This window comes from Mycobacterium hainanense (assembly GCF_041890355.1).
GTDB classification, from domain to species: Bacteria; Actinomycetota; Actinomycetes; order Mycobacteriales; family Mycobacteriaceae; genus Mycobacterium; species Mycobacterium hainanense.
Genome location: NZ_CP169059.1, coordinates 2,920,339 through 2,945,406, shown reverse-complemented (window position 1 = coordinate 2,945,406; position 25,068 = coordinate 2,920,339). Strand labels below are relative to the sequence as shown.

Genomic DNA, 25,068 nt, shown 5'->3' with positions numbered 1-25,068 from the left:
GGCGACGCGACGTTCCGGTCATTCGTCGTAGTCTTATGCCTGTGAGTGCGCTTTCAGATGTCGTGTCAGCGCTGCCCCCGCAGATGCGGGACCCGGTGCTGCTCGCCATCCCTTTCTTTTTGCTGCTGTTGACCCTGGAATGGGCGGCGGCCCGCAAGCTCGAAAGCATTGTCGCCGAGCCCCGGCCGGCGTCCGGGGCGTACTTCACCCGCGACGCAGTCGCCAGCATCTCGATGGGCCTGGTTTCGGTGGGTACCACCGCCGCATGGAAGACGCTGGCCCTGCTCGGCTACGCCGCCCTGTACGCGTACGTCGCGCCCTGGCACCTCCCGGTCGGCCGGTGGTACACCTGGGTGATCGCGCTTGTCGGCGTGGACCTGCTGTACTACGCCTATCACCGGATCGCCCACCGGGTGCGGTTGATCTGGGCGACGCACCAGGCGCATCACTCCAGCGAATACTTCAACTTCGCCACGGCCCTCCGCCAGAAGTGGAACAACAGCGGCGAGATTTTGATGTGGGTTCCGCTGCCGCTGCTCGGGATACCGCCCTGGATGGTGTTCTTCAGCTTCTCGATCAGCCTCATCTACCAGTTCTGGGTGCACACCGAGCGAATCGACAAGCTGCCCAGGGCATTCGAGTTCGTCTTCAACACCCCGTCACACCATCGCGTGCACCACGGGATGGACCGGATTTACCTGGACAAGAATTACGGCGGCATCCTGATCATCTGGGACCGGCTTTTCGGCAGCTTCCAGGCCGAGCTGTTCCGGCCGCACTACGGCCTCACCAAGCGGGTCGACACGTTCAACATCTGGAAACTGCAGACCCGCGAATACGTCGCGATCGCCCGCGACTGGCGTTCGGCGACTCGGCTGCGCGATCGTCTCGGCTACGTCTTCGGGCCGCCCGGTTGGGCGCCGCGGGTGGCTGAGCAGGCCGCGGCGGCCGTTCCGGTGGCGACGTCGCCGTAACGCCGGTGGCGGACGGCGCGAAGACTTCTGCGTGACGGAAAGTCACGCCGTAATGTCAAATCGGTCGAGATTAGGCCCCGACGGATCGGAGTTCATGGTGCGTCGCCTGGCACTGCGCGCATTCGTCGCGTCGGTCACCGTGGCCGCGCTCGCGCAATGGCTGCCGCTTGCGCCGGCCGAAGCGGACCCCGTCGTGGTCTATCCGGGCATGGAGATCCACCAGGGCAACCGCGTCTGCACGCTGGGCTACGTCGACCCCGGCATGAAAATCGCCTTCACCGCCGGGCACTGCCGGGGTGGCGAGGGCGTCGTCACCGACCGGGGCGGAGCGGTCATCGGCCGTCTGGCCGCCTTCCGGGACAACACCCCCAGCGGGACGACGGTGGCGACCGACCAGTTGATCACCGACTACGAGGCGATCGTGCTCGACAACGGCGTCATGGCGAACAACGTGCTGCCGGGCGGGCGTCAGCTGATCTCCAATCCGGCGGCCGCGCTGGCACCCGGCCAAGCGATCTGCCACTTCGGCGTGAGCACCGGTGAAACGTGCGGCACGGTGGAAAGCGTGAACAACGGCTGGTTCACCATGTCGCACGGCGTGCAGAGCCACAACGGTGACTCCGGCGGCCCCGTGTACCTGCCGTCCAGCGCCGGTCCCGGGCTGCTCGTGGGGATCTTCAACAGCGTCTGGGGCGACTTTCCGGCCGCGGTGTCGTGGCGCGCGACGTCCGAGGAGGTCCGTGAGGATCTCGGCGTGGCGCGGGGCGCCCGGTAGGCGATTCAGGCCTTTGCGAGGGCGAACACCGGGATGGCCGGCGCGGCAGCGCGGAATTGCTCTTCGGTGCTGTGCGGGGTCAGCCCGGCGACGTAATCCCTCACCTGCCAGTACCAGCGGTCGAGATAGCGTCGCAGCAGTTCGGGCTTGGCCGCGTCGGCCACCTCGCTAACGTGCACGCGCCGCCTGCGCCACCGGGGACCCGTCTCGACGACGCCCGCGGCGCGGACGTTGCGGGCCCATTGGGTGTTGCCGCGGGGGGAGACCAGGTAGTCCACGCCATCGACGGTCAGCAGGTTGATGACCACCGCCCGCGGCTTACCGCTCTTGCGCCCGCGCACGCGCAGCGCACGGGTCCCGGCGATGCTGACACCCATCTCGGCGAGCCAGCGGATCACCGCGGTACCGGCCCGTGCGCCCCGGTTCGGTTCCTCGTATCGCGTGGACATGTCGCATCCCCTCTCACAACTTAACCAGAGCGGTGCTCTCTTTGCCCGCGACATTGCCACAGTCCTGGCCCGAAAGCAAGAGCGGTGATCTCGGTTGTGCCAGACTGGCCCGGTGGGCAAACGCCAGGACACCCGGGAGCAGATCGAGGCGCGCATCATCCAGCTGGGCCGGCAGCAGCTGGTGGATCGCGGGGCGGCCGGGCTGTCCGTGCGGGCGATCGCCCGGGAACTGGGGATGGTGTCGTCGGCCGTGTACCGGTACGTGTCCAGCCGCGACGAATTGCTGACGTTGCTGCTGGTCGACGCCTACTCGGACCTGGCCGACGCCGTCGACCGCGCGCGGGAGACGGCCGGGGAGCTCTGGAGTGACGACGTGGTCGCGATCGCCCGGGCCACCCGGCGGTGGGCCGTCGCGCATCCCTCCCGCTGGGCCCTGCTGTACGGCAGCCCGGTGCCCGGGTACCACGCACCGCCCGAGCGCACGGTGGCCGTGGGAACCCGGGTGGTCGCGGCCTTCTTCGACGCCGTCGCATCCGGGATTGCCACCGGTGATATCAGGCTGACCGATGTCGTTGCCCCACAACCGATGTCCACGGACTTCGAGCGGATTCGCCACGAGTTCGGGTTTCCCGGCGACGACCAGGTGGTCGGCAAGTGCTTCTTGTTGTGGGCCGGGGTGCTGGGCGCGATCAGCCTCGAGGTGTTCGGGCAATACGGCAGCGACACCCTGACCGACCCCGAGGCCGTGTTCGACGCGCAGCTTCGGCTGTTGGTGGACATGCTGAGTCGCCATTGACGGTCGCAGACCGAAATTAGAACGTGTTCACCCAGCTCCCGGGGACGCGGCCGGTGCCCCATGGGCAAAGTATTCGTGGGTCTTTCTGGCGCCCGCCGCACTGGACTATCCTGCGAGACGATGACCCTTCCCGTTCAATCGCCGACGCAGATCGCGTGGGTGACCACCGACCTCGATGCCACCGAAACCGCCCTCACCGGCCTGTTAGGTGTGCGCAAGTGGGTACGGATACCCGAGGTTCACTTTGCTCCGGAGTCCTGCAGCTACCTCGGCGAGCCCGCCGATTTCGTTGCCAGCATATCGCTGAGCTATCTCGGTGACATGCAGCTGGAGCTGATCCAGCCGGTGCGCGGCAAGAACATCTATAGTGACTTTCTGCGTGACTCCGGGCAGGGTCTGCACCACATCTGCATGGAGGCCGACAGCCCCGAACAATTCGACGCGGCGTTGGCAGAGGCGGTCGCATTCGGGGCCTCGATCGTGCAGCAGGGCGTGATGCCCGGCGGGATTCAGTTCGCCTATGTGTCGGCGCCGCAAGCGGCGTTGCCGTTCGTGGAAATCGCCTACATAGCGCCCGAGATGAGGGCGTTTTACGACTACATCAAACAGGAGCAGCGCCCATGAGCACCGAGATTCCGGCAACGGTCAACGCGGACGCCGTCACGTCGTGGTCCGATGAAGTCGACGTGGTGGTGGTCGGCTTCGGCATCGCGGGCGGTTGTGCGGCCGTCAGCGCGGCGGCCGCCGGGGCGCGCGTGCTGGTGCTCGAGCGCGCCGCCGTGGCAGGGGGGACGACTTCGCTTGCGGGCGGCCACTTTTACCTCGGTGGTGGCACGGCGGTCCAGCAGGCGACCGGCCACCCGGATTCGCCGGAGGAGATGTACAAGTACCTGGTGGCCGTCTCTCGGCAGCCGGACCACGACAAGATCCGCGCCTACTGCGAGGGCAGCGTCGAGCATTTCAACTGGCTGGAAGACTTGGGCTTTCAGTTCGAGCGCAGCTACTTCCCGGGCAAAGCGGTCATCCAGCCGAACACCGAAGGCCTGATGTTCACCGGCAACGAGAAGGTGTGGCCCTTCCTGGAGAAGGCCGTGCCCGCGCCGCGCGGCCACAAGGTCCCCGTGCCCGGTGACACCGGGGGGGCCAGCATGGTGATCGATCTGCTGCTGAAACGGGCCGCCAGCCTGGGCGTGCAGATCCGGTACGAGACCGCAGCCACCGAGCTCATCCTGGACGGTCCGGGCGCGGTGTGCGGTGTCATGTGGAAGCACTTCGCCGAAACCGGTGCGATCAAGGCAAAGTCGGTGATCATCGCCGCCGGGGGATTCGTCATGAACTCGGAGATGGTTGCCAAGCACACGCCGAAGCTGGCGGAAAAGCCGTTCGTGCTGGGCAATACCTACGACGACGGCCTGGGCATCCGGCTGGGCGTATCGGCTGGTGGCGCGACCGAACACATGGACCAAATCTTCATCACGGCCCCGCCCTACCCGCCGTCGATCCTGCTTACCGGCATCATCGTGAACAAGCTCGGGCAGCGCTTCGTCGCGGAGGATTCCTACCATTCACGGACTTCCGGGTTCATCATGGACCAGCCAGATAGCGCGGCGTTCCTCATCGTCGACGAGGCGCATTTGGAGCACCCGAAGATGCCGCTGGTTCCGCTGATCGACGGCTGGGAAACCGTCCCGGAAATGGAAGCGGCGCTTGGCATTCCGGCGGGCAACCTGGTGGCGACGCTGGACCGCTACAACGCCAACGCCGCCCGCGGCGAGGATCCTGACTTTCACAAGCAGCCCGAATTCCTCGCGGCGCAGGATCAGGGCCCCTGGGGCGCGTTCGACATGTCGCTGGGCAAGGCAATGTATGCCGGTTTCACCATCGGTGGTCTGGCCACGTCCGTGGACGGCGAGGTACTGCGCGAGGACGGCACTGTCGTGCCGGGCTTGTATGCGGCCGGCGCGTGCGCCTCCAACATCGCCCAGGACGGCAAGGGCTACGCCAGCGGCACGCAGCTGGGCGAGGGCTCGTTCTTCGGGCGCCGCGCCGGAGCGCACGCGGCGCGAAGCGCCGGGGGCGCGTAGGAGCTAGACGCCCGCGGGCTCCTTCTTCTCTTCCACGGGGCCCAACCGCCATGGGCCACCCCCGAGCAACTGCAGCTCTTGTTCGTGGTGCTGCTCGACGGTGGGCCGATGACTGACGCTGACCACCACGCAGTCCGGGAGCTCGGTCCGAACCAGTTGGTAGAGCGCGAATTCCAGGCCTTCGTCGAGCGCGGAGGTGGCCTCGTCCAGGAAGACGGCCTTCGGCTTGGTCAGCAGGATGCGCGCGAAAGCGACGCGCTGCTGCTCACCGGGGGAGAGGACCTTGGCCCAATCCCGCTCTTCGTCGAGCCGCTCGAGCAGCGGGGCCAACGCCACTTTGGTGAGCACGTCACGCAGCTCGTCATTGGACACGCCGTCGGGCGAGTTCGGGTAGCAGACCACGGTGCGCAGGCTGCCCAGCGGCACGTACGGCAGCTGCGAGAGGAACATCGTCGCGTTCTCGCCGTCGGGACGGCAGAGGGTCCCGGATGCGTACGGCCACAATTCGGCCAGGCTGCGCAGCAGCGTGGTCTTGCCGGCGCCCGAGCGCCCGGTGATCACCAGCGAATCGCCTTCGGCCAGTTGAACATCCAGCGGATCGATCAGCCGGTCGCCGGCCGGGGTACGCACCTCGACGTCGCGCAGCTCGACGGCCGTCTCCTCGCTCGGCTTGACCAGCATGGTCGGCAGCGCGCGGCCCTGACTGTTGGCGTCGACCAGGCCGTGCAACCGGATGATGGCCGCCCGGAAGGCCGCGAAGGCGTCGTAGTTGTTGCGGAAGAACGACAGCGAATCGTGAATGTTGCCAAAGGCCGTCGCGCTCTGTCCGACGTCGCCGAAGTCGATCTGCCCGGCGAACAGCCGCGGCGCCTGAATCACCCACGGCAGCGGGACGATCGCCTGCGACACCGACCAGTTCCAGCCGTTGAAGATGATGGTCCGGCGCACGAACTTGCGGTAGTTGTCGATGATCGGGGTGAACCGACGCCACAGTTGCGCCCGCTCGACTCGCTCACCGCGGTAGAACCCCACGGCCTCGGCGGCATCGCGCAGTCGCACCAACGCGTAGCGGAAGGCGGCGTTGAGTTTCTCGTTGTTGAAGCTGAGCCAGATCAGCGGATGCCCGAGCCAGATGGCGACCAGCGTGGCGACCAACACGTAGACCAGGACAGTCCAGAACATCGCGCGCGGAAACTCGACGCCGAACACGTTGAGGTTTCCGGACAGGTTCCACAGGATCGCCGCGAAGGAGATGACCGACGCCACCGCGTTGACGGCCCCGAACAGCAAGGTGCTGCCCGTGCCGTTCGACGGGATGTTCGGGGTGCCGCCCGCGTTCGCGGTAAAGATGTCGATGTCCTGCTGGATGCGCTGGTCGGGGTTGTCGATCGTGTCATCGATGAACAAGTCGCGGTAGTAGGCCCGGCCGTCGAGCCAGTCGTCGGTGAGATGCGACGTCAGCCACATGCGCCAGGCGATGATGAACCGCTGCGTCAGGTAGATGTCGATCATGAACCGGATGACATAGAGGGTGGCCAGCACGCTGAAGATCGCGATCGACATCCAGAAGCCGTGAATGCCCGATTGTTTGACCGCATCGTCATCGGCCGCGACGCCCTGGACGGCCTTCTGCACCGCTGTGTACAGGTCGTTGCCCTGGTAGCTGAGTAACACCATCAGCCGCACCGAAAGCAACACCGACAGCAACAGCACGCCCAGCATCACCCACACCCCGATGCTGCGCGTCCCGACGAAGTACCCGCGCGTGATGCGCCAGAATTGCCGTCCCCACGGTGTGACGTATCTGAACAGGACCAGCGCCACGAACAGACAGACGGCGCTGATCAGCCACGCGATGGCGACCCATCGCAAGGAATCCACGGCCGCCGCCGACCAGTTGATCGAGGGTTTGAACGGCTTCGGACCCATGGTCGCTGTCTCCTCACGGTCGAGCTGGTGGACTTGGCTGGCACTTCAAATCCTCCGGCGAAGGTACCCGACGGATCTGGATAGGCTGCGGTTATGAGCACCGACGCCATCCCCACACAAACATTGCACGCCGGCCGGCTCATCGCGCGGCGCCTGCGGGCCAGCGGTGTCGACACCCTCTTCACGTTGTCCGGCGGGCACCTCTTTTCGGTCTACGACGGTTGCCGTGAAGAGGGGATTCGGCTGATCGACACCCGCCACGAGCAGACCGCGGCCTTCGCCGCCGAAGGGTGGTCGAAAGTGACGAGGGTGCCCGGCGTCGCCGCGCTCACCGCGGGACCGGGCGTGACCAACGGGATGAGCGCGATGGCGGCCGCGCAGCAGAACCAGTCGCCGCTCGTCGTGCTCGGTGGCCGGGCCCCGGCCGGGCGGTGGGGCATGGGCTCGTTGCAGGAGGTCGACCACGTGCCGTTCGTGGCGCCGCTGGCCCGCTTCGCCGCGACGGCGCAGTCCGCCGACGACGCCGGCCGGCTCGTCGACGAGGCGTTGCGTGCGGCGGTCGGCGCCCCGTCGGGCGTCGGCTTCGTCGACTTCCCCATGGACCACGTGTTTTCCATGTCCGAGGATCACGGGCGTCCCGGCGCCCTCGCCGACCTGCCGCCGGGGCCCGGCGTCGACGACCTGGACGGCGCCGCCCTAGGCCGCGCCGCCAGCGTGCTGTCGGGGGCCAACCGGCCGGTCATCATGGCGGGCACCAACGTCTGGTGGGGGCACGGGGAGGCGGCCCTGCTGCGCCTCGCCGAGGAACTACAGATCCCGGTGCTGATGAACGGGATGGCCCGCGGCGCGGTGCCCGCCGACCACCCGTTGGCGTTCTCCCGGGTGCGGGGAAAAGCGTTGGGCGAGGCCGATGTTGCGCTGATCGTCGGGGTTCCCATGGATTTCCGGCTGGGCTTCGGCGGGGTGTTCGGGCCACAGACCCGGCTCATCGTGGTGGACCGCGCCGAACCCGAACGCAAGCATCCCCGCCCGGTTGAGGCCGAGCTCTACGGCGACCTGTTGTCGATACTCGCGGCGCTGGCGTCCGGGGGCGGGAACGACCACCGCGACTGGATCGACGAACTGCGCACCGCCGAGACCGCCGCACGCGGAAAGGAAAAGGCCGAACTCGCCGACGAGCGGGTGCCGCTGCATCCCATGCGGGTGTACGCCGAGCTGTCGCCGATGCTCGACCGCGACGCCATCGTCGTCATCGACGCCGGCGACTTCGGGTCCTACGCCGGGCGGGTGATCGATAGCTATCAACCGGGCTGCTGGCTGGACAGCGGCCCGTTCGGCTGCCTCGGCTCGGGCCCGGGTTACGCCCTGGCCGCCAAGCTGGCCCGGCCGGACCGTCAGGTCGTCCTGCTGCAGGGCGATGGCGCCTTCGGGTTCAGCGGCATGGAATGGGACACCCTGGTCCGGCACCACGTGCCCGTGGTGTCGGTGATCGGCAACAACGGGATCTGGGCGCTGGAGAAGCATCCGATGGAGGCGTTGTACGGCTATTCGGTGGTGGCGGAACTGCGGCCGGGCACCCGCTACGACGAGGTGGTGCGCGCGCTGGGCGGCCACGGTGAGCTGGTCTCGGCGCCGGCCGAGCTGCGGCCCGCGCTGGAACGCGCCTTCGCCAGCGGACTGCCCTCGGTGGTCAATGTGCTCACCGATCCCAACGTCGCCTATCCCCGCCGGTCCAACCTCGCCTGACGGGTCAATGCTGCTCACCGCGTACCGTTGACCTGTGCCAAAGACCACCCGCGCGCAACCCGGCCGCCTGAGCAGCCGATTTTGGCGACTGCTGGGCGCCAGCACCGAAAAGAACCGCAACCGCTCCCTATCCCAGGTCACCGACTCGTCCGAATATGACGAGGAAGCCGCCGGCCTGACCGACGAGCAACTGCGCAAGGCCGCCAAGCTGCTCAAGCTCGAGGACCTCGCCGAGTCCGACGACATCCCGCAATTCCTGGCGATCGCGAGGGAGGCGGCCGAACGGGCCACCACGCTGCGCCCGTTCGACGTCCAGCTCCTCGGTGCGCTGCGGATGCTCGCCGGCGACGTCATCGAGATGGCCACCGGTGAGGGCAAGACGCTCTCCGGGGCGATCGCGGCGGCCGGCTACGCCCTGGCCGGGCGGCACGTGCACGTGGTGACGATCAACGATTACCTCGCCCGCCGCGACGCGGAGTGGATGGGCCCACTGATCGAGGCGATGGGGCTGACGGTCGGCTGGATCACCGCCGAGTCGACCAGCGAGGAGCGTCGCGCCGCCTATGGCTGCGACGTCACTTACGCCTCGGTCAACGAAATCGGTTTCGACGTGCTGCGCGACCAGCTCGTGGTCGACGTCGACGACCTGGTGTCGCCCAACCCCGACGTGGCCCTGATCGACGAGGCCGACTCGGTGCTCGTCGACGAGGCCCTGGTGCCGCTGGTGCTCGCGGGCACGACGCACCGGGAGACGCCCCGGCTGGAGATCATCAAGCTGGTCGGCGAACTGTCCCCGGAAACCGATTACGACACCGACTCCGACAGCCGCAACGTGCATCTGACCGACGTCGGGGCGCGCAAAGTGGAGAAGGCCCTCGGCGGCATCGACCTCTACTCCGAGGAGCACGTCGGCACGACCCTGACCGAAGTCAACGTCGCGCTGCACGCGCACGTGCTGCTGCAGCGCGACGTGCACTACATCGTCCGCGATGACGCCGTGCACCTGATCAACGCCTCCCGCGGGCGCATCGCGCAGTTGCAGCGCTGGCCCGACGGCCTGCAGGCCGCGGTCGAGGCCAAGGAAGGGATCGAGACCACCGAAACCGGGGAGGTGCTCGACACCATCACGGTGCAGGCGCTGATCAACCGCTACGAGACCGTGTGCGGCATGACGGGAACCGCGCTGGCCGCCGGGGAGCAGCTGCGCCAGTTCTACAAGCTCGGTGTGTCGCCGATTCCGTCCAATAAACCCAACATTCGCGAGGACGAGTCCGACCGCGTCTACATCACCGCCGCCGCCAAGAACGACGGGATCGTCGAGCACATCGCCGAGGTGCACAAGACCGGCCAGCCGGTGCTGGTCGGCACCCGCGACGTGGCCGAATCCGAGGAACTGCACGAGCGGCTGCTGCGCCGGGGCGTGCCCGCGGTGGTCCTGAACGCCAAGAACGACGCCGAGGAGGCGGAGGTCATCGCCGAGGCCGGCAAGTTCGGGGTGGTCACCGTGTCGACGCAGATGGCCGGGCGCGGCACCGACATTCGGCTCGGTGGCTCCGACGAGGCCGACCACGACCGGGTCGCCGAGCTCGGCGGCCTGCACGTGGTGGGCACCGGACGGCATCACACGGAGCGGCTGGACAACCAGCTGCGCGGGCGCGCGGGACGCCAGGGCGATCCCGGCTCGTCGGTGTTCTTCTCGAGTTGGGAAGACGACGTCGTGGCGGCCAACCTCGACCACAACAAGCTGCCGATGGAAACCGACGAGGACGGCCGGATCGTCAGCCCCAAGGCGGCCGGGCTGCTCGACCACGCCCAGCGGGTCGCCGAGGGCCGGATGCTGGACGTGCACGCCAACACCTGGCGCTACAACCAGTTGATCGCCCAGCAGCGGGCCATCATCGTCGACCGCCGTAACACGTTGCTGCGCACCGCAACTGCGCGCGAGGAGCTCGCGGAACTCTCGCCCAAGCGGTACAAGGAGCTGTCCAAGGACATCCCCGAAGATCGCCTGGAGAAGATCTGCCGGCAGATCATGCTCTACCACCTGGACCGCGGGTGGGCCGACCATCTGGCCTACCTGGCGGACATCCGCGAGAGCATCCACCTGCGCGCGCTGGGGCGGCAGAACCCGCTGGACGAATTCCACCGGCTGGCGGTGGACGCGTTCGCGTCGCTGGCGGCCGACGCCATCGAGGCCGCGCAGCAGACGTTCGAGACCGCGAACGTCCTCGAGGAGGAGCAGGGCCTGGATCTGTCCAAGCTGGCCCGGCCCACCTCGACGTGGACCTACATGGTCAACGACAACCCGCTGTCGGACGACACGCTGTCGACGCTCAGCCTGCCCGGGGTCTTCCGCTAAGCCGTTTACGGCGGGCGCCGAATGTGCGTCCAGCCGCACACTCGGCGTTCGGCTAAGGTCACGGCTTATGGAGCCGGCGCTTCCGCCTGACCGGGTGCTGACGGTGCCCAACGCGCTGAGCGCCATTCGCCTGGTGCTCATCGCGGTGTTCGTCTACGCCCTGCTGTTCGCGCACGCCAACGGGTGGGCGGTCGGAATCCTGATGTTCAGCGGCGCGTCCGACTGGGCCGACGGCAAGATCGCCCGGCTGCTCGACCAGTCCTCGCGGCTTGGCACCCTGCTCGACCCGGCGGTCGACCGCCTCTACATGATCTGCGTGCCGGTCGTGATGGCGCTGAGCGGGATCGTGCCGTGGTGGTTCGTCGGCATCCTGCTGGCGCGCGACGGGCTGCTGGCGGCGACGCTGCCGCTGTTGTGGAGCCGGGGCTTGAAGGCGCTGCCGGTGACCTACATCGGCAAGGCCGCGACGTTCGCGTTGATGTCGGGCTTCCCGCTGGTGCTGCTGGGCACCTGGGATGCCCTGTGGAGCCGGGTGGTCGGGGCCTGCGGCTGGGCCTTCCTGATCTGGGGCATGTACGGCTATCTGTGGGCGTTCGCGCAGTACGTGGTGCAGATGACGCTGGTCATCCGCCGGATGCCCCGGCTCAAACACGGTGCGCACCCGCCCGGCACGCCCAGGGCGGTCGATCGTGGCTGACCCGGACCGCCTGCTGGGCGGCTACGACCCCAACGCCGGCCGCAGCGCACACGTGGCGTCGCGGCCGAAGTTGATCCCGGTGCCGTCCCTGCTGCGCGCCCTGCTCTCCGAGCACCTCGATCCCGGCTACGCCGCGGCCGCGGCGAAACGTGGCGGGGCCGCCGCGCCGGGCGGCGCGCGCCAACGCGCCTTCGGTTGGCTCTGGCAGGCGTTGGCGGCGCTGCTGATCGCCACCGTCTTCGCCGCCGCCGTCGCGCAGGCCCGCTCGGTCGCCCCCGGTGTGCGCTCTGCGCAGCAGCTGTTGCTGGGCAATGTGCGGTCGGCGGAGAGCACCGCCGCCAAACTCGCCCAGCGGCGCAGCGAGCTGTCCTCTCGAGTCGACGACGTGCAGCGGCGCGCGCTGGCCGACGACGCCGAAGGGCAGCGGCTGTTGGCTCGCCTCGATGCGCTGGGCCTGGCGGCGGCCAGCCGGCCCGTCATCGGTCCCGGCCTTAAGGTGACCGTGACCGATCCCGGTGCCGGCCCGAACCTCTCCGACGTCTCCAAGCAGCGGGTCAGCGGCAGCAGGCAGATCATCCTGGACCGGGATCTGCAGCTGGTCGTCAACTCGTTGTGGGTGAGCGGGGCCGAGGCCATCTCGGTCGGCGGCGTCCGCATCGGGCCGAACGTGACCATTCGGCAAGCGGGCGGGGCGATCCTGGTCGACAACAACCCCACCAGCAGCCCGTACACGATCCTCGCGGTGGGATCGCCCCGCGCGATGCGGGATGTCTTCGACCAGAGCTCCGGCCGACAGCGCCTCAAGCTCCTCGAGGTCTCCTACGGTGTGGTCGTCACGGTGGACGCCGCCGACGGGCTGACGCTTCCCGCCGGATCGATCCGGGATACCAGGTTCGCCAAACAGATTGGGCCACAGTGACAAAAGTCCTCGGCAGACGTCTCCGCGCGTGCGAGTCACCGAACGGAAGCCGAGCATGATCGGTATCGCGGCGCTGGCGATCGGGATCGTGCTCGGCCTGGTGTTCCACCCCGCGGTGCCCGAGGTCGTCCAGCCGTACCTACCCATCGCGGTGGTGGCGGCGCTCGACGCCGTGTTCGGCGGGCTCCGCGCCTACCTGGAGCGGATCTTTGACCCCAAGGTCTTTGTGATCTCGTTCGTGTTCAACGTTTTCGTGGCCGCGTTGATCGTTTATGTCGGGGATCAATTGGGCGTGGGCACGCAGCTGTCCACGGCGATAATCGTGGTGCTGGGAATCCGCATCTTCGGCAATGCCGCCGCGCTGCGCCGCCGGCTGTTCGGGGCGTGACGGGCGGCGCGACGATGCGGAGCGAAGCGACGGAGGGGAGCGGCGCCATGGCCGAGGTGTGGCCAGTGTGAGCGGGGAACCGCCAGGCGGCGCGGCCGAAAGCGGTGCAGCGGAAGGCCGCGCGCCGCACGGCCGGCACGAACTTCCGCCCAAGCGTCCACGTCCGGAGATCGGTCCGGTGCGCCGCACCGGCCTGTCGGGCATGGTCCGCGGCGGCCGTTCCCGGGTCGCGTTCGGGACGTTGGCGGTGTTGTTGTGTCTGCTGCTGGGCATCGCCATCGTCACGCAGTTCCGCCAGAACGAGTCGGGTGATTCACTGGAAACGGCGCGTCCCGCAGACTTGTTGGTGCTCTTGGATTCGTTGCGGCAGCGCGAGGCCACCCTCAACGCCGAAGTGAACGAACTGCAGAACACGCTGAATTCGCTGCAGGCGTCGGGCAACAACGACCAGGCCGCCATCCAGGCCGCGCAGGCCAGGCTGGCTGCCCTGTCCATCCTGGTCGGCGCCGTGGGCGCCACCGGGCCGGGCGTCACGGTCACCATCGACGACCCGGGGCCAGGGGTCTCGCCTGAGGTCATGCTCGACGTGATCAACGAATTGCGGGCCGCCGGCGCGGAGGCGATCGAGATCAACGATGCACACCAGTCCGTGCGCGTGGGTGTCGATACCTGGGTGGTGGGCATGCCCGGCTCGCTGACCATGGACACCAAGACGCTGTCACCCCCGTATTCGATTCTGGCCATTGGTGATCCGCCCACCCTGGCCGCGGCGATGAACATTCCGGGCGGCGCCGAGGACAGCATCAAGCGCGTCGGTGCGCGGATGTCCGTGCGGCAGGACGACCGAGTGGACGTGACCACCTTGCGACAACCAAAACCGCACCAATACGCTCAGCCCGTCAAGTGAGCACGTCCGCAACAGAACAGGATTACTCGTGAGCGATATCCCGCCCGAACTGCACTACACCGCCGAACACGAATGGGTTCGCCGAAGCGGTGACGACGTCGTTCGGGTCGGGATCACCGACTTCGCGCAGTCGGCTTTGGGCGATGTCGTCTTCGTTCAGCTGCCCGACGTCGGGGCCGAGCTGACCGCGGGTGAATCCTTCGGCGAGGTCGAGTCGACGAAGTCGGTGTCCGATCTGTACGCGCCGGTGTCGGGCACGGTGTCCGCGGTCAACGCCGATCTGGAAGGCAGCCCGCAGCTGGTCAACTCCGACCCGTATGGGGCCGGGTGGCTGCTGGATGTGCAGGTGTCCGACGTCGCCGCGCTGGAGTCGACCATCTCGTCGCTGCTTGACGCCGAGGCCTACCGCGGAACACTGACCGAATGACGATTGCTAATCTGCCTGCCAGCCCCGCGCGGCGACGCGAGCGGTGCGGAAGGCCGGCGGGGGAAAGGCGGTCAATCGGTCCGCCGATCGTCGGGTGGGGGCACATTGCAGACCTATGCGCGGTACCGTCGACAGATCGACACTTGAAGGCAGCAGTCTTAGCAATCGGCAGTACCGGGCGAGTAAACCCAGTGAGCAGCCGGCCGAGCGGCCCGGTCAGACAACGCCACAGCGGCCAGTGAGGAGCAGCGTGACGGACATGGACAACGACCAGACCTCTGACGAAGTCACGGTGGAGACGACTTCGGTCTTCCGTGCCGACTTCCTCAACGAACTGGATGCGCCCGCGCAGGCGGGCACCGAGAGCGCGGTTTCCGGGGTGGAGGGCCTGCCCGCCGGCTCGGCGTTGCTGGTCGTCAAACGGGGACCGAACGCCGGCTCGCGATTCCTGCTCGACCAGCCCATCACATCGGCCGGCCGGCATCCCGACAGCGACATCTTCCTCGACGACGTGACCGTCAGCCGCCGCCACGCCGAATTCAGGCTGGAAAACGACGAATTCAACGTGGTGGATGTCGGTAGCCTGAATGGCACCTACGTCAACCGCGAGCCCGTCGACTCGGCGGTGCTGGCCAACGGCGACGAGGTGCAGATCGGCAAGTTCCGCTTGGTGTTTCTGACCGGGCCCAAGCAGGGTGAGGACGGAGGATCCGGAGGCTAGTGAGCGCACCCGATAGCCCGGCACTGGCCGGGATGTCGATTGGGGCGGTCCTGGAACTGTTGAGGCCGGACTTTCCCGATGTCACGATCTCCAAGATTCGCTTCCTGGAGGCCGAAGGACTGGTGACGCCGCAGCGCGCCGCCTCGGGCTATCGGAGATTCACCGCCTACGACTGCGCTCGGCTGCGGTTCATCCTCACCGCGCAGCGCGATCATTACCTACCGCTCAAGGTCATCCGGGCGCAGCTGGACGCGCAGCCCGACGGGGAGTTGCCGCCCTTCGGGTCGGCCTACGCCGCCCCACGACTGGTGTCCGTGGCGGGAATCGGGGAGACCGACGCCGAGCCGGGCGCCGGATCCGACGCGGCGGCCGTCGCGCCGTCGAGCATCCGGTTGAGCCGGGAAGACCTGCTGGAGCGTTCGGGGGTGGGCGAGGACCTGTTGACGGCGCTGCTCAAGGCGGGGGTGATCACCACCGGCCCGGGCGGCTTCTTCGACGAACACGCCGTCGTCATCCTGCAGTGCGCGCGGGCGCTGTCGGAATACGGTGTCGAGCCGCGGCACCTGCGGGCCTTCCGCTCGGCGGCGGACCGGCAATCAGACCTGATCGCCCAAATCGCCGGGCCGATAGGGAAAGCCGGTAAGACCGGAGCCCGGGACCGCGCCGACGACCTGGCGCGCGAGGTGGCGGCCCTGGCCATCACCTTGCACACATCGCTGATCAAATCCGCCGTTCGCGACGTTCTGCATCGCTGAGGACTAGACTTCGTCGATAGCTTGGTTTTCAGCGGCACAGCGGAAATTAGGGGCCGCCGTTGCGCCAAGAACGGAGACGGCAGCATATGCGGAGGGCAGACACAAATGGGTGAAGTTCGTGTTGTCGGCATTCGCGTGGAGCAGCCGCAGAACCAGCCGGTGCTGCTACTGCGTGAAACCGACGGCGATCGATACCTGCCGATCTGGATTGGTCAATCGGAGGCTGCCGCCATCGCGCTCGAGCAGCAGGGCGTCGAGCCGCCGCGTCCGCTGACGCACGATCTGATCCGGGATGTCATTGCCGCGCTTGGCCATTCACTGAAAGAGGTGCGGATCGTCGACCTGCAAGAGGGCACCTTTTACGCCGACCTGGTGTTCGACCGCAACATCACGGTGTCGGCGCGGCCCTCGGATTCGGTGGCGATAGCGCTGCGCGTCGGCGTCCCGATCTATGTCGAGGAGGCCGTGCTGGCCCAGGCCGGCCTGCTCATCCCCGACGAGACCGACGAAGAGGGCGGCACCGCCGTGCGCGAGGACGAGGTGGAGAAGTTCAAGGAGTTCCTCGACAGCGTCTCGCCCGACGACTTCAAGGCCACCTAGCCACTTCCCGGACCCCGTTCCGGCCGGTTGCAGCGGCTTCGCGAACACCGTCGGCGGGGACTACCCTGGAGACCGACATCACGGATCCATCTCACTTACCACCGGGATGTCGACACGCCTGGCGGATAGCGCCCTCACTTTGCCCGGCGGCAGCCATACTTTGATCACGACTTAAGGGCGCGGTAGCTATGCAAGCGCGTAAGCTCTCTAGCACTCGGGCCTGAGCAAACGTTGCTGCGACGCAGCCAGTACGCAGCTGGAAACGAAAGCGCGATCGGCGAGAGGAAGCACCGTGAGCGAGCAGCCACGCCAAGAACAGCTGGATCTAGCTGACCACCCGACCGCCGCGCCGGAAGCGCCCGTGCAGCCCGGGCTCTTTCCCGATGACTCCGTGCCGGACGAGCTGGTCGGCTACCGCGGACCGAGTGCCTGCCAGATCGCCGGAATCACCTACCGCCAGCTGGACTATTGGGCGCGCACGTCGCTGGTGGTGCCGTCGATCCGCAGCGCGGCGGGCTCCGGCAGCCAGCGGCTCTACTCGTTCAAAGACATCCTGGTGCTCAAGATCGTCAAGCGGCTGCTCGACACCGGAATCTCGCTGCACAACATCAGGGTTGCGGTCGACCACCTGCGCCAGCGCGGCGTGCAGGACCTCGCCAACATCACGTTGTTCTCCGACGGCACCACCGTGTACGAGTGCACGTCGGCCGAAGAGGTCGTCGACCTGCTGCAGGGCGGCCAGGGCGTGTTCGGCATCGCGGTGTCGGGCGCCATGCGGGAGCTGACCGGCGTGATCGCCGACTTCCCTGGCGAGCGGGCCGACGGGGGCGAGTCGATCGCCGCCCCGGAAGACGAACTGGCCTCGCGTCGCAAGCACCGCGACCGCAAGATCGGTTAACCCCACCCGCGCCACCGGGCCGGGTAAACTGGACGCTGCATCGCACTCGTGCGGGAGAGTTTCGTGACGGCCAGTCACGGACGCCGAAGGAGCAACACCTCTCCGCTAACCTCTCAGGCACCCGGACCGCGCGGGTTAACGATGCCTCTGGAAAGCGGTGCCGGCCCCAGCGGTCGGCGCCCGCCGATGGGGAAAGGCGCGAGGGCAACGCCCGGCGCCGAATCTCTCAGGCGCCCGGCGAACGGGTGAAGACAGAGGGAGAGGGCCGCTAGTCCTCTGCCCTTGTCGACATCACCGCCAGGAGTCCACCAGTGCCCGACCAATCAACCTTCGCAGCCCGGCACATCGGCCCGGACGGCCAAGCCGTCGCGGCGATGCTGTCCGTCATCGGTGTCGATTCGCTGGACGAGCTGGCCGCCAAGGCCGTCCCCGCCGGCATCCTCGACAAGCTCACCGGCGGCGGCGCGGCGCCGGGTCTGGACGAGTTGCCGCCGGCCGTCACCGAGGCCGAGGCGCTGGCCGAGCTGCGGGCGCTGGCCGAGGCCAACACGGTGGCTGTCTCGATGATCGGGCAGGGCTACTACGACACGCTCACGCCGCCGGTACTGCTGCGCAACGTGCTGGAGAACCCGGCCTGGTACACCGCCTACACCCCCTACCAGCCGGAGATCAGCCAGGGCCGACTGGAGGCGCTGCTGAATTTCCAGACGATGGTGGCCGACCTGACCGGGCTGGAAGTCGCCAACGCCTCGATGCTCGACGAGGGCACCGCCGCCGCCGAGGCCATGACGCTGATGCACCGCGCGACCCGCGGCACCTCGAACCGGCTGGCCGTCGACGCCGATTTGTTCGCCCAGACGGCGGCCGTCCTTTCGACGCGGGCTCAGCCGTTGGGCATCGAGATCGTCACCGCGGACCTGAGCCGGGGACTTCCCGACGGCGACATCTTCGGCGTCGTCACCCAGCTGCCCGGCGCCAGCGGCCGGATCGCCGACTGGGCGGCCCTGGTGGAACAGGCCCACGACCGTGGCGCGCTGATCGCCATCGGCGCCGACCTGCTGGCGTGCACACTGATCACCCCGCCCGGCGACATCGGCGCGGACGTCGCGTTCGGGACGACCCAACGATTCGGCGTGCCAATGGGATTCGGCGGCCCCCACGCCGGATACCTGTCGGTGCACGCCAAGCACGCCCGCCAGCTGCCCGGCCGGCTGGTCGGCGTGTCCCTGGACGCCGACGGGTCCCCGGCCTACCGGCTGGCGCTGCAGACCCGCGAGCAGCACATCCGACGTGACAAGGCGACCAGCAACATCTGCACCGCCCAAGTGCTGCTCGCCGTGATGGCCGCCATGTATGCCAGCTACCACGGCGCCGACGGGCTGGCCGCGATCGCCCGCCGCGTGCACGGGCACGCCGAGGCCATCGCCGCGGCGCTCGGCGACGCGGTGGTGCACGACAAGTTCTTCGACACCGTGCTGGCGCGGGTTCCGGGACGCGCCGACGAGGTGGTGGCCGCGGCCAAGGCGCACGGCGTCAACCTGTGGCGCGTCGACGCCGACCATGTCTCGGTGGCCTGCGACGAGGCCACCACGGACGCCCACGTGGCCGCGGTGCTGGATGCCTTCGGCGTGCCGGCCGCCGGGCCCGCCCCCGTCGACATCGCGACCCGCACCTCGGAGTTCCTGACCCATCCGGCGTTCACGCAGTACCGCACCGAAACGGCGATGATGCGCTACCTGCGCGCGCTGGCGGACAAAGATATCGCGTTGGACCGCAGCATGATTCCGCTCGGCTCGTGCACGATGAAGCTGAACGCCGCCGCCGAGATGGAGCCGATCACCTGGCCGGAATTCGCCCGCCAGCATCCGTTCGCGCCGGCGTCGGACACCCCCGGCCTGCGCCGGCTGATCAGTGACCTGGAGACCTGGCTCGTGCACATCACCGGCTACGACGCGGTGTCGTTGCAGCCCAACGCCGGCTCGCAGGGCGAATACGCCGGCCTGCTGGCCATCCACGACTACCACGCCAGCCGCGGTGAACCGCACCGCAACATCTGCCTGATCCCGTCCAGCGCGCACGGCACCAACGCGGCGTCGGCCGCGTTGGCCGGCATGCGGGTGGTCGTGGTGGCCTGCCACGACAACGGCGACGTCGACCTCGACGACCTGCGCGCCAAAGTGACCCAGCACGGCGACGAGCTGTCGACGCTGATGATCACCTATCCCTCCACGCACGGCGTCTACGAGCACGACATCGCCGAGATCTGCGCGGCCGTGCACGACGCCGGCGGCCAGGTGTACGTCGACGGGGCGAACCTCAACGCGCTGGTCGGCCTGGCCCGGCCGGGGAAGTTCGGCGGCGACGTCAGCCACCTGAACCTGCACAAGACGTTCTGCATCCCGCACGGCGGCGGGGGGCCGGGGGTGGGACCGGTCGCGGTGCGATCGCACCTGGCGCCGTTCCTGCCCGGGCACCCGCATGCTCCCGAGTTGCCCCACGGGCATCCGGTGTCGTCGGCGCCCTACGGGTCCGCTTCGATCCTGCCGATCAGCTGGGCCTACATCCGGATGATGGGCGGCGGAGCTGCTAGCGGCCTGCGGGCGGCGTCGCTGACCGCCATCGCCTCGGCCAACTACATCGCCCGGCGCCTCGACGAGTACTTCCCGGTGCTCTACACCGGCGAGAACGGGATGGTCGCCCACGAATGCATCCTCGATCTGCGCGGCATCACCAAGTCGACCGGCGTGACCGTCGACGATGTCGCAAAACGGCTGGCGGACTACGGCTTTCACGCGCCGACGATGAGTTTTCCGGTGGCCGGCACGCTGATGGTGGAGCCCACCGAGAGTGAAACCCTGACCGAAGTGGACGCGTTCTGCGAAGCCATGATCGCCATCCGCCGCGAGATCGACCGGGTGGGCGCGGGGGAGTGGTCGGTCGACGACAATCCGCTGCGCGGCGCCCCGCACACCGCCGAATGCCTGCTGGTCTCCGACTGGGAGCACCCGTACACCCGGGAAGAGGCCGCCTATCCGCTGGGCAAGAACTTCCGGCCGAAGGTGTGGCCGCCCGTGCGGCGCATCGACGGCGCCTACGGCGACCGCAACCTGGTCTGCTCGTGCCCGCCGGTGGAAGCCTTCGCGTAAGTTCGTCCGATCACCCGAACCGCTCGACGATCGCCGCGGCGACCCGATCCGGCGCGTCCTCCTGGATGAAGTGCTTGGCGTCGGGCAGTTCGACCACGACGTGGTCGGGAAAGGCCGCCCGCATGCGCGGGAGGCTCGGGCCGGGCCGGAATGCGAAGTCCTTCATGCCCCAGACGAACAGGGCGGGTTTGGCGCCCAGCTTCGCCGGCACGTCGCGGGCGAGGCGGGCCAGTAGCGGTTCGGCGGCCAGGATCTGCTTCGGCATCTCGGCGACACCCCTGCGCGCCCCGGGGCTGGGCTGCACGGCGCGGTAGTGCTCCATCACCGCGTCGCTCGGGCGGTGCTGGGTGCCGGCGGGAACGAGTCGCTCGACGAAGAAGTTGCGGTGCAGGACCGCGTATTGCAGTGGCGGGCTGGACATCACCAGGCTGAACATCTTGGTGGTGAACACGTCGGTCGGCCAGAACCAGGTGTTGCCCAGGATGACGCCTCGCACCCGCTCGGCCCGCTGGACCGCGACCGCCATGCTGATCGGGCCGCCCCAATCCTGACCCATCGTCAGGTAGCTGTCCAGCTCCAGGTGGTCGACGAACTCGCCGAGCACCCCGGCGTGCTCCTCGATGGTGTAGCCGAACCCCGCGGGCCGGTCCGATAGCCCGAATCCCAGGTAATCCGGTGCGATGCAACGGAACCGGTCACGCAGCGGGAGGACGACGTTGCGATACAGGAAGCTCCAGGTCGGGTTGCCATGCCACAGCACAAGCGGGGGCCCGGCGCCTTCATCGATGTAGTGCACCCGGCCCCGCGAGCTGTCGAACCAGCGCGACCGGAACGGGTAGAGCCGCGGGTCGGGGACGAAGTCGATGCCCATGGCGCTCGTTTGGTGTAGCCCCCACGATGCTAGGCCCGGAGCGTGACAAAAACCCCGCCGCAGCGGCGCTCAGTACCGGCCGAAGGCCAGGGCGACGTTGTGTCCGCCGAACCCGAACGAATTGTTGATGGCGTACCGGTAGTTGCCGCGCCGCGGATTGCCCGACACCACGTCCAGATCGATTTCCGGATCCAGGTTTTCCAGGTTCAGCGTCGGTGGAACGACCTGATCGCGCAACGCCAGCACGGTCAGGATCGACTCCACCGCGCCCACCGCGCCGACGGAATGCCCCAGCGCGGACTTCGGCGCGTACACCGCGGGCTTGTTGCTGCCCAGCGCGTTGTTGATTGCCTTGCCCTCGGCCAGGTCGCCGATCTGCGTCCCGGTGGCATGGGCGTTGACGTGGTCGATGTCGTCAGGCGTGAGACCCGCGAGCTGGATGGCGCGCGTCATCGCGTGGCCGGCGCGGCTCCCGCTCGGGTCGGGCGCCACCATGTGGTAGCCGTCGGATGTCACCCCGGCCCCCATCAGCCGCGCCAGGATGCGCGCCCCGCGCGCCTTGGCGTGCTCCTCGGTCTCGAGGACCATCAGCGCGCCCGCCTCGCCGAACACGAAACCGTCGCGGTCCTTGTCGAAGGGGCGACACGCGCCGGCTGGGTCCGCGTTGTTCGTCGACATCACGATCCGCATGTTCGCGAAGGCGGCGATCGGCACCGCCTCGATCCTGGTCTCGACGCCGCCGCAGATCGCGACGTCGGCCTCACCGAACACGATCGCCTGCCAGGCCCGGGCTATGGCCTCCGACCCCGACGCGCACGCCGACACCGGCGTCATCACACCGGCCCTGGCGTGCCGTTCCAGGCCGACCGCCTGGGCGGCGGCGTCGGGCATGTACTTGCTGACGGACAGCGGCGAGACCGCCTTCACGCCGCGGGCCCGCAGGTTGTCCAGGCTGAACACCAGCTCCTCGCCGGAACCGAACCCGGTGCCGATCGACACCAGCAGGCGGTTCGGGTCGACGTCGGGTGAGCCGGCGTGGTCCCACGCCCGCCGGTTGACGATGGCCGACATCCTCGCCAGGTAGCCCGTCCTGCGCAGCTCGGCGGGGTTGAGCTCACTGTCGAATTCCTCCAGCAGGTGCCCGCCGATGCGGACCGGCAGGTCGAACTCCTCCACGAACGGGTCGTCGAGCTCGCGGATGCCGCTCTGGCGGTCCAGGAGCAACTTCCAGGTGGTTTCCGCGTCGGTGGCCAGCGCGGTCGTCATGGCGATCCCCGTGACCACCACGTCTGGAAGCGCTTGCCCAGTAATCAGTTTCGTCATTGCTGTCGTGGATCATCCTTTCGCGCCGCCGCCCCGGCCTTCGTCACGGCCGCGCGTACATCGGGGCACCCCCCGGGATTCCAGTGGAAGGCGCTCAACCAAAAGCCTTCGCACCGCTCCCCATAGCGTCGGCTGTGGAATCAACCTCAAAGCCTAGCGGCAACTTACGGTCCAGACGGGAAGGCCCCGCCGCAACGTTGGCTTGCCCGTCCCCGCGTGCGAGCGTGATCGTTGTCAGCTGAGGAAGGCGTTGAGTGCCGCGGCCAGGTCGGGGCTCGCGGATGTGGCCAGGTTCTGGTAGCCGCCGCCGCTGAGCTGGGCGACCGCCTCCCACGTGGCGCGGTCCGGGTCGGCGCCGAAGTCGATGACGTTGACCGCGATCGGTTTGGCCGGGTCCGCGCTCTTGCGGATGAAGTCCTGCAGTCCGGCCCCGTCCAGGGTCTGGTCGGTGTGCGGGCCTGCGGTGATGACCAAGATCGAGTTGGTCTGGCCGGCATGGTAGTTGGCCTGCAGGTCCTGGTAGATCATGCGCAGCGTGGTGAACGACACCGCGCCACCGGCCGACGAGTACTGCTTGTCCAACGCCGCCGCCAGCGCCGCCGAGCGGGGTTGGCCACTGGTGGGATTGACGGGGTCACCCAGCGGCCCGCCGGGCACCTCCGAGCGGCCCTCGTGACCGTCGAACGTCCACAGGCCGACGATCGACGTGGGCGGCAGCGCCTTGATCTTGTCCTGAAGTGCCGCGATCACGTTCGCCAACCGGGTCTTTCCGCCCTCCTGGCCCGGCATCGATTGGTCGAGCATGATGGTCGCGGCCAGCCCGTTCGACGGCGTGGCCATCGCCTCGGCCAGCGTCGCGCGCATCGCGTCATCGCCCACCGACAGCGCCGAGGGCAGCGCCGGGAACGTGGTGACCGGACTGCTCGGCGGCGTGACCCCGTTGACCCGGAAGCCGGCCTTGGCCAGCTTGGCGAGCTGCTCGGGCTTGTGCATGTAGCGGGCGAACTCGCTGGCGGCCGCGGTCTGGTCCTGGGTGAGCCAGGAGCCGCTCAGCAGGACGGTGGGGTAGTCGGCGACGGGCACCGGGCCCGACGGCAGCCAGGAGGCCAACGCGCCCTTGGCGTTGGGCAACGACTGGCCGCGCTGGTACAGCTGCTGCTCCGTGGTGATGACCCCGTGCACCGGTGCGGCCGCCGGGTCGCCCGGCTTCAGCAGGGTGTTCATCGCCTCGGTCAGCGAATTGTCCGCGAGCTTGGGCTGGCCGTTCAGCACCGCACGCACCGCGCCGGTGCCCTGGGTCGCCGGCGCGCCGGGCGGGGCAGATGCGGCCGCTATCGCCTCCCCGGCGAGGAACGCCGCGTCGCCGTTGCCGTTCATCGGCACGGCCAGCCGCAGCGACCCCCAGGCCGGCAGGTTCACGCCGGCCAATCCGTTCGGGTTGGTCTGCAGGCCGGGCAGCGCCGCCCAATTCTGATTTGCCAGGGCCGACGCGAGTTCGGGCCGGACGGCGAGCACCACCGGCGACGTCACCAGCGAGCGGCTGTCGGTGATCGTCTTCTGCGCCGTGGCTCCGGCGAGCCGCGCGGCCGAGATCGAGCTGCCGGGAATCCACAACGCCGGCTGCCCGCCCAGCTCGGCGGGCCACTTGCCGATGAATCCGTTCAGGACCGCGTCCGAGCCGGCCGGTTTGACGCTGACCTCCACGCAGTGGTCACCGATCGGCCCGGCGGAGGAGTTGTAGGTCTGCGCGAACTGCTGCACCGAGTCGGCGATCGACGGGTCGGCGATGACGGCGACCGTCTCCTTGCCGCCGACACAGCGCCCAGCGGCCTGGTGGGAGCGGTTGGACAACGCGTCACCGAAGAAACTCCACAGGATCACCGTGCCCACCACGACGACGACGGCGACCAGGGCCACGATCACGCCGATGCTGACCCCCCGGCGGCCGCCGTCGCTGCGGTGGCCGCCCCGCCAGTCGCCAAGTCCCCGGTGCCCCCCGCGGAACAGCGACGGCGACGAGGCCGGCGGCTCCGAGGCGGGGGGGCCCGGCTGCCGCGGCGGAAACTCCGGGTACTCGTCGGCGGTGTCATCCGCGAACGCGTCCTCGGCCGCGTGGGGCTCTTCGCCGGCGGACAAGTCGTCCTGGTCCGCGAAGTCGTCGTCGGCCGGCCGGTGGCCCGCGTCGGGGTAGTCCTCGCCGACGGCATCCCGGTGACGGTCGTCCGCCTCGCCGCTTTGGTGCGGTTGGTCGACGGAGTCCTCAGGGTCGGGCAAACTGTGCCTACCCATAGCGGTGTCCGTCGC

22 protein-coding genes and 1 riboswitch are annotated in these 25,068 nt (G+C 68.5%); of the genes, 17 read left to right on the top strand and 5 right to left on the bottom strand.

All coding sequences use genetic code 11. The features are described from left to right. Positions 1 to 41: 41 nt before the first annotated feature. The gene (locus ACEL92_RS13795) at positions 42 to 974 is read left to right on the top strand and encodes a sterol desaturase family protein (RefSeq protein ID WP_374021309.1); all 933 of its coding nucleotides are present in this window, start codon (positions 42 to 44) and stop codon (positions 972 to 974) included. Positions 975 to 1,068: 94 nt separating this feature from the next. Continuing rightward, positions 1,069 to 1,749 (top strand): hypothetical protein, encoded by a 681-nt coding sequence (locus ACEL92_RS13790; RefSeq protein WP_374021308.1) that lies wholly within the window; start codon positions 1,069 to 1,071, stop codon positions 1,747 to 1,749. A 5-nt stretch (positions 1,750 to 1,754) separates the two neighbouring features. Here the strand turns inward: ACEL92_RS13790 and ACEL92_RS13785 are convergent, their stop codons facing one another. Next, on the bottom strand, positions 1,755 to 2,198 hold the full coding sequence (locus tag ACEL92_RS13785; protein WP_374021307.1) for a nitroreductase/quinone reductase family protein: 444 nt from the start codon (positions 2,196 to 2,198) through the stop codon (positions 1,755 to 1,757). 112 nt (positions 2,199 to 2,310) lie between these two features. Between ACEL92_RS13785 and ACEL92_RS13780 the strand changes: the two genes are divergently transcribed. The 3 genes from ACEL92_RS13780 to ACEL92_RS13770 all read left to right on the top strand — a co-directional run bounded on the left by ACEL92_RS13780 (position 2,311) and on the right by ACEL92_RS13770 (position 5,078). After that, entirely contained in the window at positions 2,311 to 2,994 is a 684-nt protein-coding gene (locus ACEL92_RS13780) for a TetR/AcrR family transcriptional regulator (RefSeq protein ID WP_374021306.1), read from the top strand. A gap of 120 nt (positions 2,995 to 3,114) precedes the next feature. After that, the gene (locus ACEL92_RS13775; protein ID WP_374021305.1) at positions 3,115 to 3,618 is read left to right on the top strand and encodes a VOC family protein; all 504 of its coding nucleotides are present in this window, start codon (positions 3,115 to 3,117) and stop codon (positions 3,616 to 3,618) included. Beyond that, entirely contained in the window at positions 3,615 to 5,078 is a 1,464-nt protein-coding gene (locus ACEL92_RS13770) for an FAD-binding protein (RefSeq protein ID WP_374021304.1), read from the top strand. Before ACEL92_RS13775 ends, ACEL92_RS13770 begins: the two co-directional genes overlap by 4 nt. A gap of 3 nt (positions 5,079 to 5,081) precedes the next feature. Here ACEL92_RS13770 and ACEL92_RS13765 read toward each other — a convergent pair whose 3' ends face one another. Beyond that, positions 5,082 to 7,007, bottom strand: coding sequence for an ABC transporter ATP-binding protein/permease (locus ACEL92_RS13765; RefSeq protein WP_374021303.1), 1,926 nt, complete (start codon positions 7,005 to 7,007; stop codon positions 5,082 to 5,084). A gap of 93 nt (positions 7,008 to 7,100) precedes the next feature. Here ACEL92_RS13765 and ACEL92_RS13760 point away from each other — a divergent pair, with 93 nt between their 5' ends. The 12 genes from ACEL92_RS13760 (at position 7,101) to gcvP (ending at position 20,570) form a co-directional block, all read left to right on the top strand. Continuing rightward, a complete protein-coding gene (locus ACEL92_RS13760; RefSeq protein ID WP_374021302.1) occupies positions 7,101 to 8,753 on the top strand; it encodes an acetolactate synthase in 1,653 nt (550 codons plus the stop codon). 34 nt (positions 8,754 to 8,787) lie between these two features. After that, on the top strand, positions 8,788 to 11,112 hold the full coding sequence (gene secA2, locus ACEL92_RS13755; RefSeq protein ID WP_374021301.1) for an accessory Sec system translocase SecA2: 2,325 nt from the start codon (positions 8,788 to 8,790) through the stop codon (positions 11,110 to 11,112). Positions 11,113 to 11,179: 67 nt separating this feature from the next. Then, on the top strand, positions 11,180 to 11,809 hold the full coding sequence (locus ACEL92_RS13750) for a CDP-alcohol phosphatidyltransferase family protein (RefSeq protein ID WP_374021300.1): 630 nt from the start codon (positions 11,180 to 11,182) through the stop codon (positions 11,807 to 11,809). Further along, entirely contained in the window at positions 11,802 to 12,728 is a 927-nt protein-coding gene (locus tag ACEL92_RS13745) for a DUF881 domain-containing protein (protein WP_374021299.1), read from the top strand. Before ACEL92_RS13750 ends, ACEL92_RS13745 begins: the two co-directional genes overlap by 8 nt. Before the next feature lie 55 nt (positions 12,729 to 12,783). Beyond that, entirely contained in the window at positions 12,784 to 13,116 is a 333-nt protein-coding gene (locus tag ACEL92_RS13740) for a small basic family protein (RefSeq protein ID WP_007170008.1), read from the top strand. Beyond that, positions 13,079 to 14,023 (top strand): DUF881 domain-containing protein, encoded by a 945-nt coding sequence (locus ACEL92_RS13735; RefSeq protein WP_374021298.1) that lies wholly within the window; start codon positions 13,079 to 13,081, stop codon positions 14,021 to 14,023. Before ACEL92_RS13740 ends, ACEL92_RS13735 begins: the two co-directional genes overlap by 38 nt. Before the next feature lie 28 nt (positions 14,024 to 14,051). Then, complete coding sequence (gene gcvH / locus ACEL92_RS13730; protein ID WP_374021297.1) at positions 14,052 to 14,450, top strand: glycine cleavage system protein GcvH; 399 nt, start codon at positions 14,052 to 14,054, stop codon at positions 14,448 to 14,450. Positions 14,451 to 14,709: 259 nt separating this feature from the next. Further along, positions 14,710 to 15,171, top strand: a complete 462-nt coding sequence (garA, locus tag ACEL92_RS13725; protein ID WP_374026212.1) for a glycogen accumulation regulator GarA — start codon at positions 14,710 to 14,712, stop codon at positions 15,169 to 15,171. After that, positions 15,171 to 15,926 (top strand): MerR family transcriptional regulator, encoded by a 756-nt coding sequence (locus ACEL92_RS13720; protein WP_374021296.1) that lies wholly within the window; start codon positions 15,171 to 15,173, stop codon positions 15,924 to 15,926. Before garA ends, ACEL92_RS13720 begins: the two co-directional genes overlap by 1 nt. 105 nt (positions 15,927 to 16,031) lie before the next feature. Beyond that, positions 16,032 to 16,526, top strand: a complete 495-nt coding sequence (locus ACEL92_RS13715) for a bifunctional nuclease family protein (protein ID WP_046184273.1) — start codon at positions 16,032 to 16,034, stop codon at positions 16,524 to 16,526. Positions 16,527 to 16,818: 292 nt separating this feature from the next. Next, positions 16,819 to 17,424: a MerR family transcriptional regulator gene (locus ACEL92_RS13710; RefSeq protein ID WP_260737685.1), complete on the top strand. Its 606-nt coding sequence runs from the start codon at positions 16,819 to 16,821 to the stop codon at positions 17,422 to 17,424. A gap of 41 nt (positions 17,425 to 17,465) precedes the next feature. After that, a riboswitch (glycine riboswitch) is annotated at positions 17,466 to 17,563 on the top strand. A gap of 172 nt (positions 17,564 to 17,735) precedes the next feature. Further along, positions 17,736 to 20,570, top strand: a complete 2,835-nt coding sequence (gene gcvP, locus ACEL92_RS13705; protein ID WP_374021295.1) for an aminomethyl-transferring glycine dehydrogenase — start codon at positions 17,736 to 17,738, stop codon at positions 20,568 to 20,570. Between the two features lie 10 nt (positions 20,571 to 20,580). Here the strand turns inward: gcvP and ACEL92_RS13700 are convergent, their stop codons facing one another. The 3 genes from ACEL92_RS13700 to ACEL92_RS13690 form a co-directional block, all read right to left on the bottom strand. Continuing rightward, the gene (locus ACEL92_RS13700) at positions 20,581 to 21,441 is read right to left on the bottom strand and encodes a haloalkane dehalogenase (RefSeq protein ID WP_374021294.1); all 861 of its coding nucleotides are present in this window, start codon (positions 21,439 to 21,441) and stop codon (positions 20,581 to 20,583) included. 69 nt (positions 21,442 to 21,510) lie between these two features. Continuing rightward, complete coding sequence (gene kasB, locus ACEL92_RS13695; RefSeq protein ID WP_374021293.1) at positions 21,511 to 22,764, bottom strand: 3-oxoacyl-ACP synthase KasB; 1,254 nt, start codon at positions 22,762 to 22,764, stop codon at positions 21,511 to 21,513. A gap of 234 nt (positions 22,765 to 22,998) precedes the next feature. After that, complete coding sequence (locus tag ACEL92_RS13690; protein WP_374021292.1) at positions 22,999 to 25,053, bottom strand: substrate-binding domain-containing protein; 2,055 nt, start codon at positions 25,051 to 25,053, stop codon at positions 22,999 to 23,001. Between the last annotated feature and the right edge of the window lie 15 nt (positions 25,054 to 25,068).

What these genes read in the sequence shown, in the direction of transcription:
- ACEL92_RS13790 (WP_374021308.1), top strand. Translation starts at nt 1,069, where the DNA reads ATGGTGCGTCGCCTGGCACTGCGCGCATTCGTCGCGTCGGTCACCGTG.
- ACEL92_RS13785 (WP_374021307.1), bottom strand. Translation starts at nt 2,198, where the DNA reads ATGTCCACGCGATACGAGGAACCGAACCGGGGCGCACGGGCCGGTACC.
- ACEL92_RS13775 (WP_374021305.1), top strand. Translation starts at nt 3,115, where the DNA reads ATGACCCTTCCCGTTCAATCGCCGACGCAGATCGCGTGGGTGACCACC.
- ACEL92_RS13770 (WP_374021304.1), top strand. Translation starts at nt 3,615, where the DNA reads ATGAGCACCGAGATTCCGGCAACGGTCAACGCGGACGCCGTCACGTCG.
- ACEL92_RS13765 (WP_374021303.1), bottom strand. Translation starts at nt 7,007, where the DNA reads ATGGGTCCGAAGCCGTTCAAACCCTCGATCAACTGGTCGGCGGCGGCC.
- ACEL92_RS13760 (WP_374021302.1), top strand. Translation starts at nt 7,101, where the DNA reads ATGAGCACCGACGCCATCCCCACACAAACATTGCACGCCGGCCGGCTC.
- ACEL92_RS13750 (WP_374021300.1), top strand. Translation starts at nt 11,180, where the DNA reads ATGGAGCCGGCGCTTCCGCCTGACCGGGTGCTGACGGTGCCCAACGCG.
- ACEL92_RS13740 (WP_007170008.1), top strand. Translation starts at nt 12,784, where the DNA reads ATGATCGGTATCGCGGCGCTGGCGATCGGGATCGTGCTCGGCCTGGTG.
- ACEL92_RS13735 (WP_374021298.1), top strand. Translation starts at nt 13,079, where the DNA reads ATGCCGCCGCGCTGCGCCGCCGGCTGTTCGGGGCGTGACGGGCGGCGC.
- garA (WP_374026212.1), top strand. Translation starts at nt 14,710, where the DNA reads ATGGACAACGACCAGACCTCTGACGAAGTCACGGTGGAGACGACTTCG.
- ACEL92_RS13715 (WP_046184273.1), top strand. Translation starts at nt 16,032, where the DNA reads ATGGGTGAAGTTCGTGTTGTCGGCATTCGCGTGGAGCAGCCGCAGAAC.
- ACEL92_RS13700 (WP_374021294.1), bottom strand. Translation starts at nt 21,441, where the DNA reads ATGGGCATCGACTTCGTCCCCGACCCGCGGCTCTACCCGTTCCGGTCG.
- kasB (WP_374021293.1), bottom strand. Translation starts at nt 22,764, where the DNA reads ATGACGAAACTGATTACTGGGCAAGCGCTTCCAGACGTGGTGGTCACG.
- ACEL92_RS13690 (WP_374021292.1), bottom strand. Translation starts at nt 25,053, where the DNA reads ATGGGTAGGCACAGTTTGCCCGACCCTGAGGACTCCGTCGACCAACCG.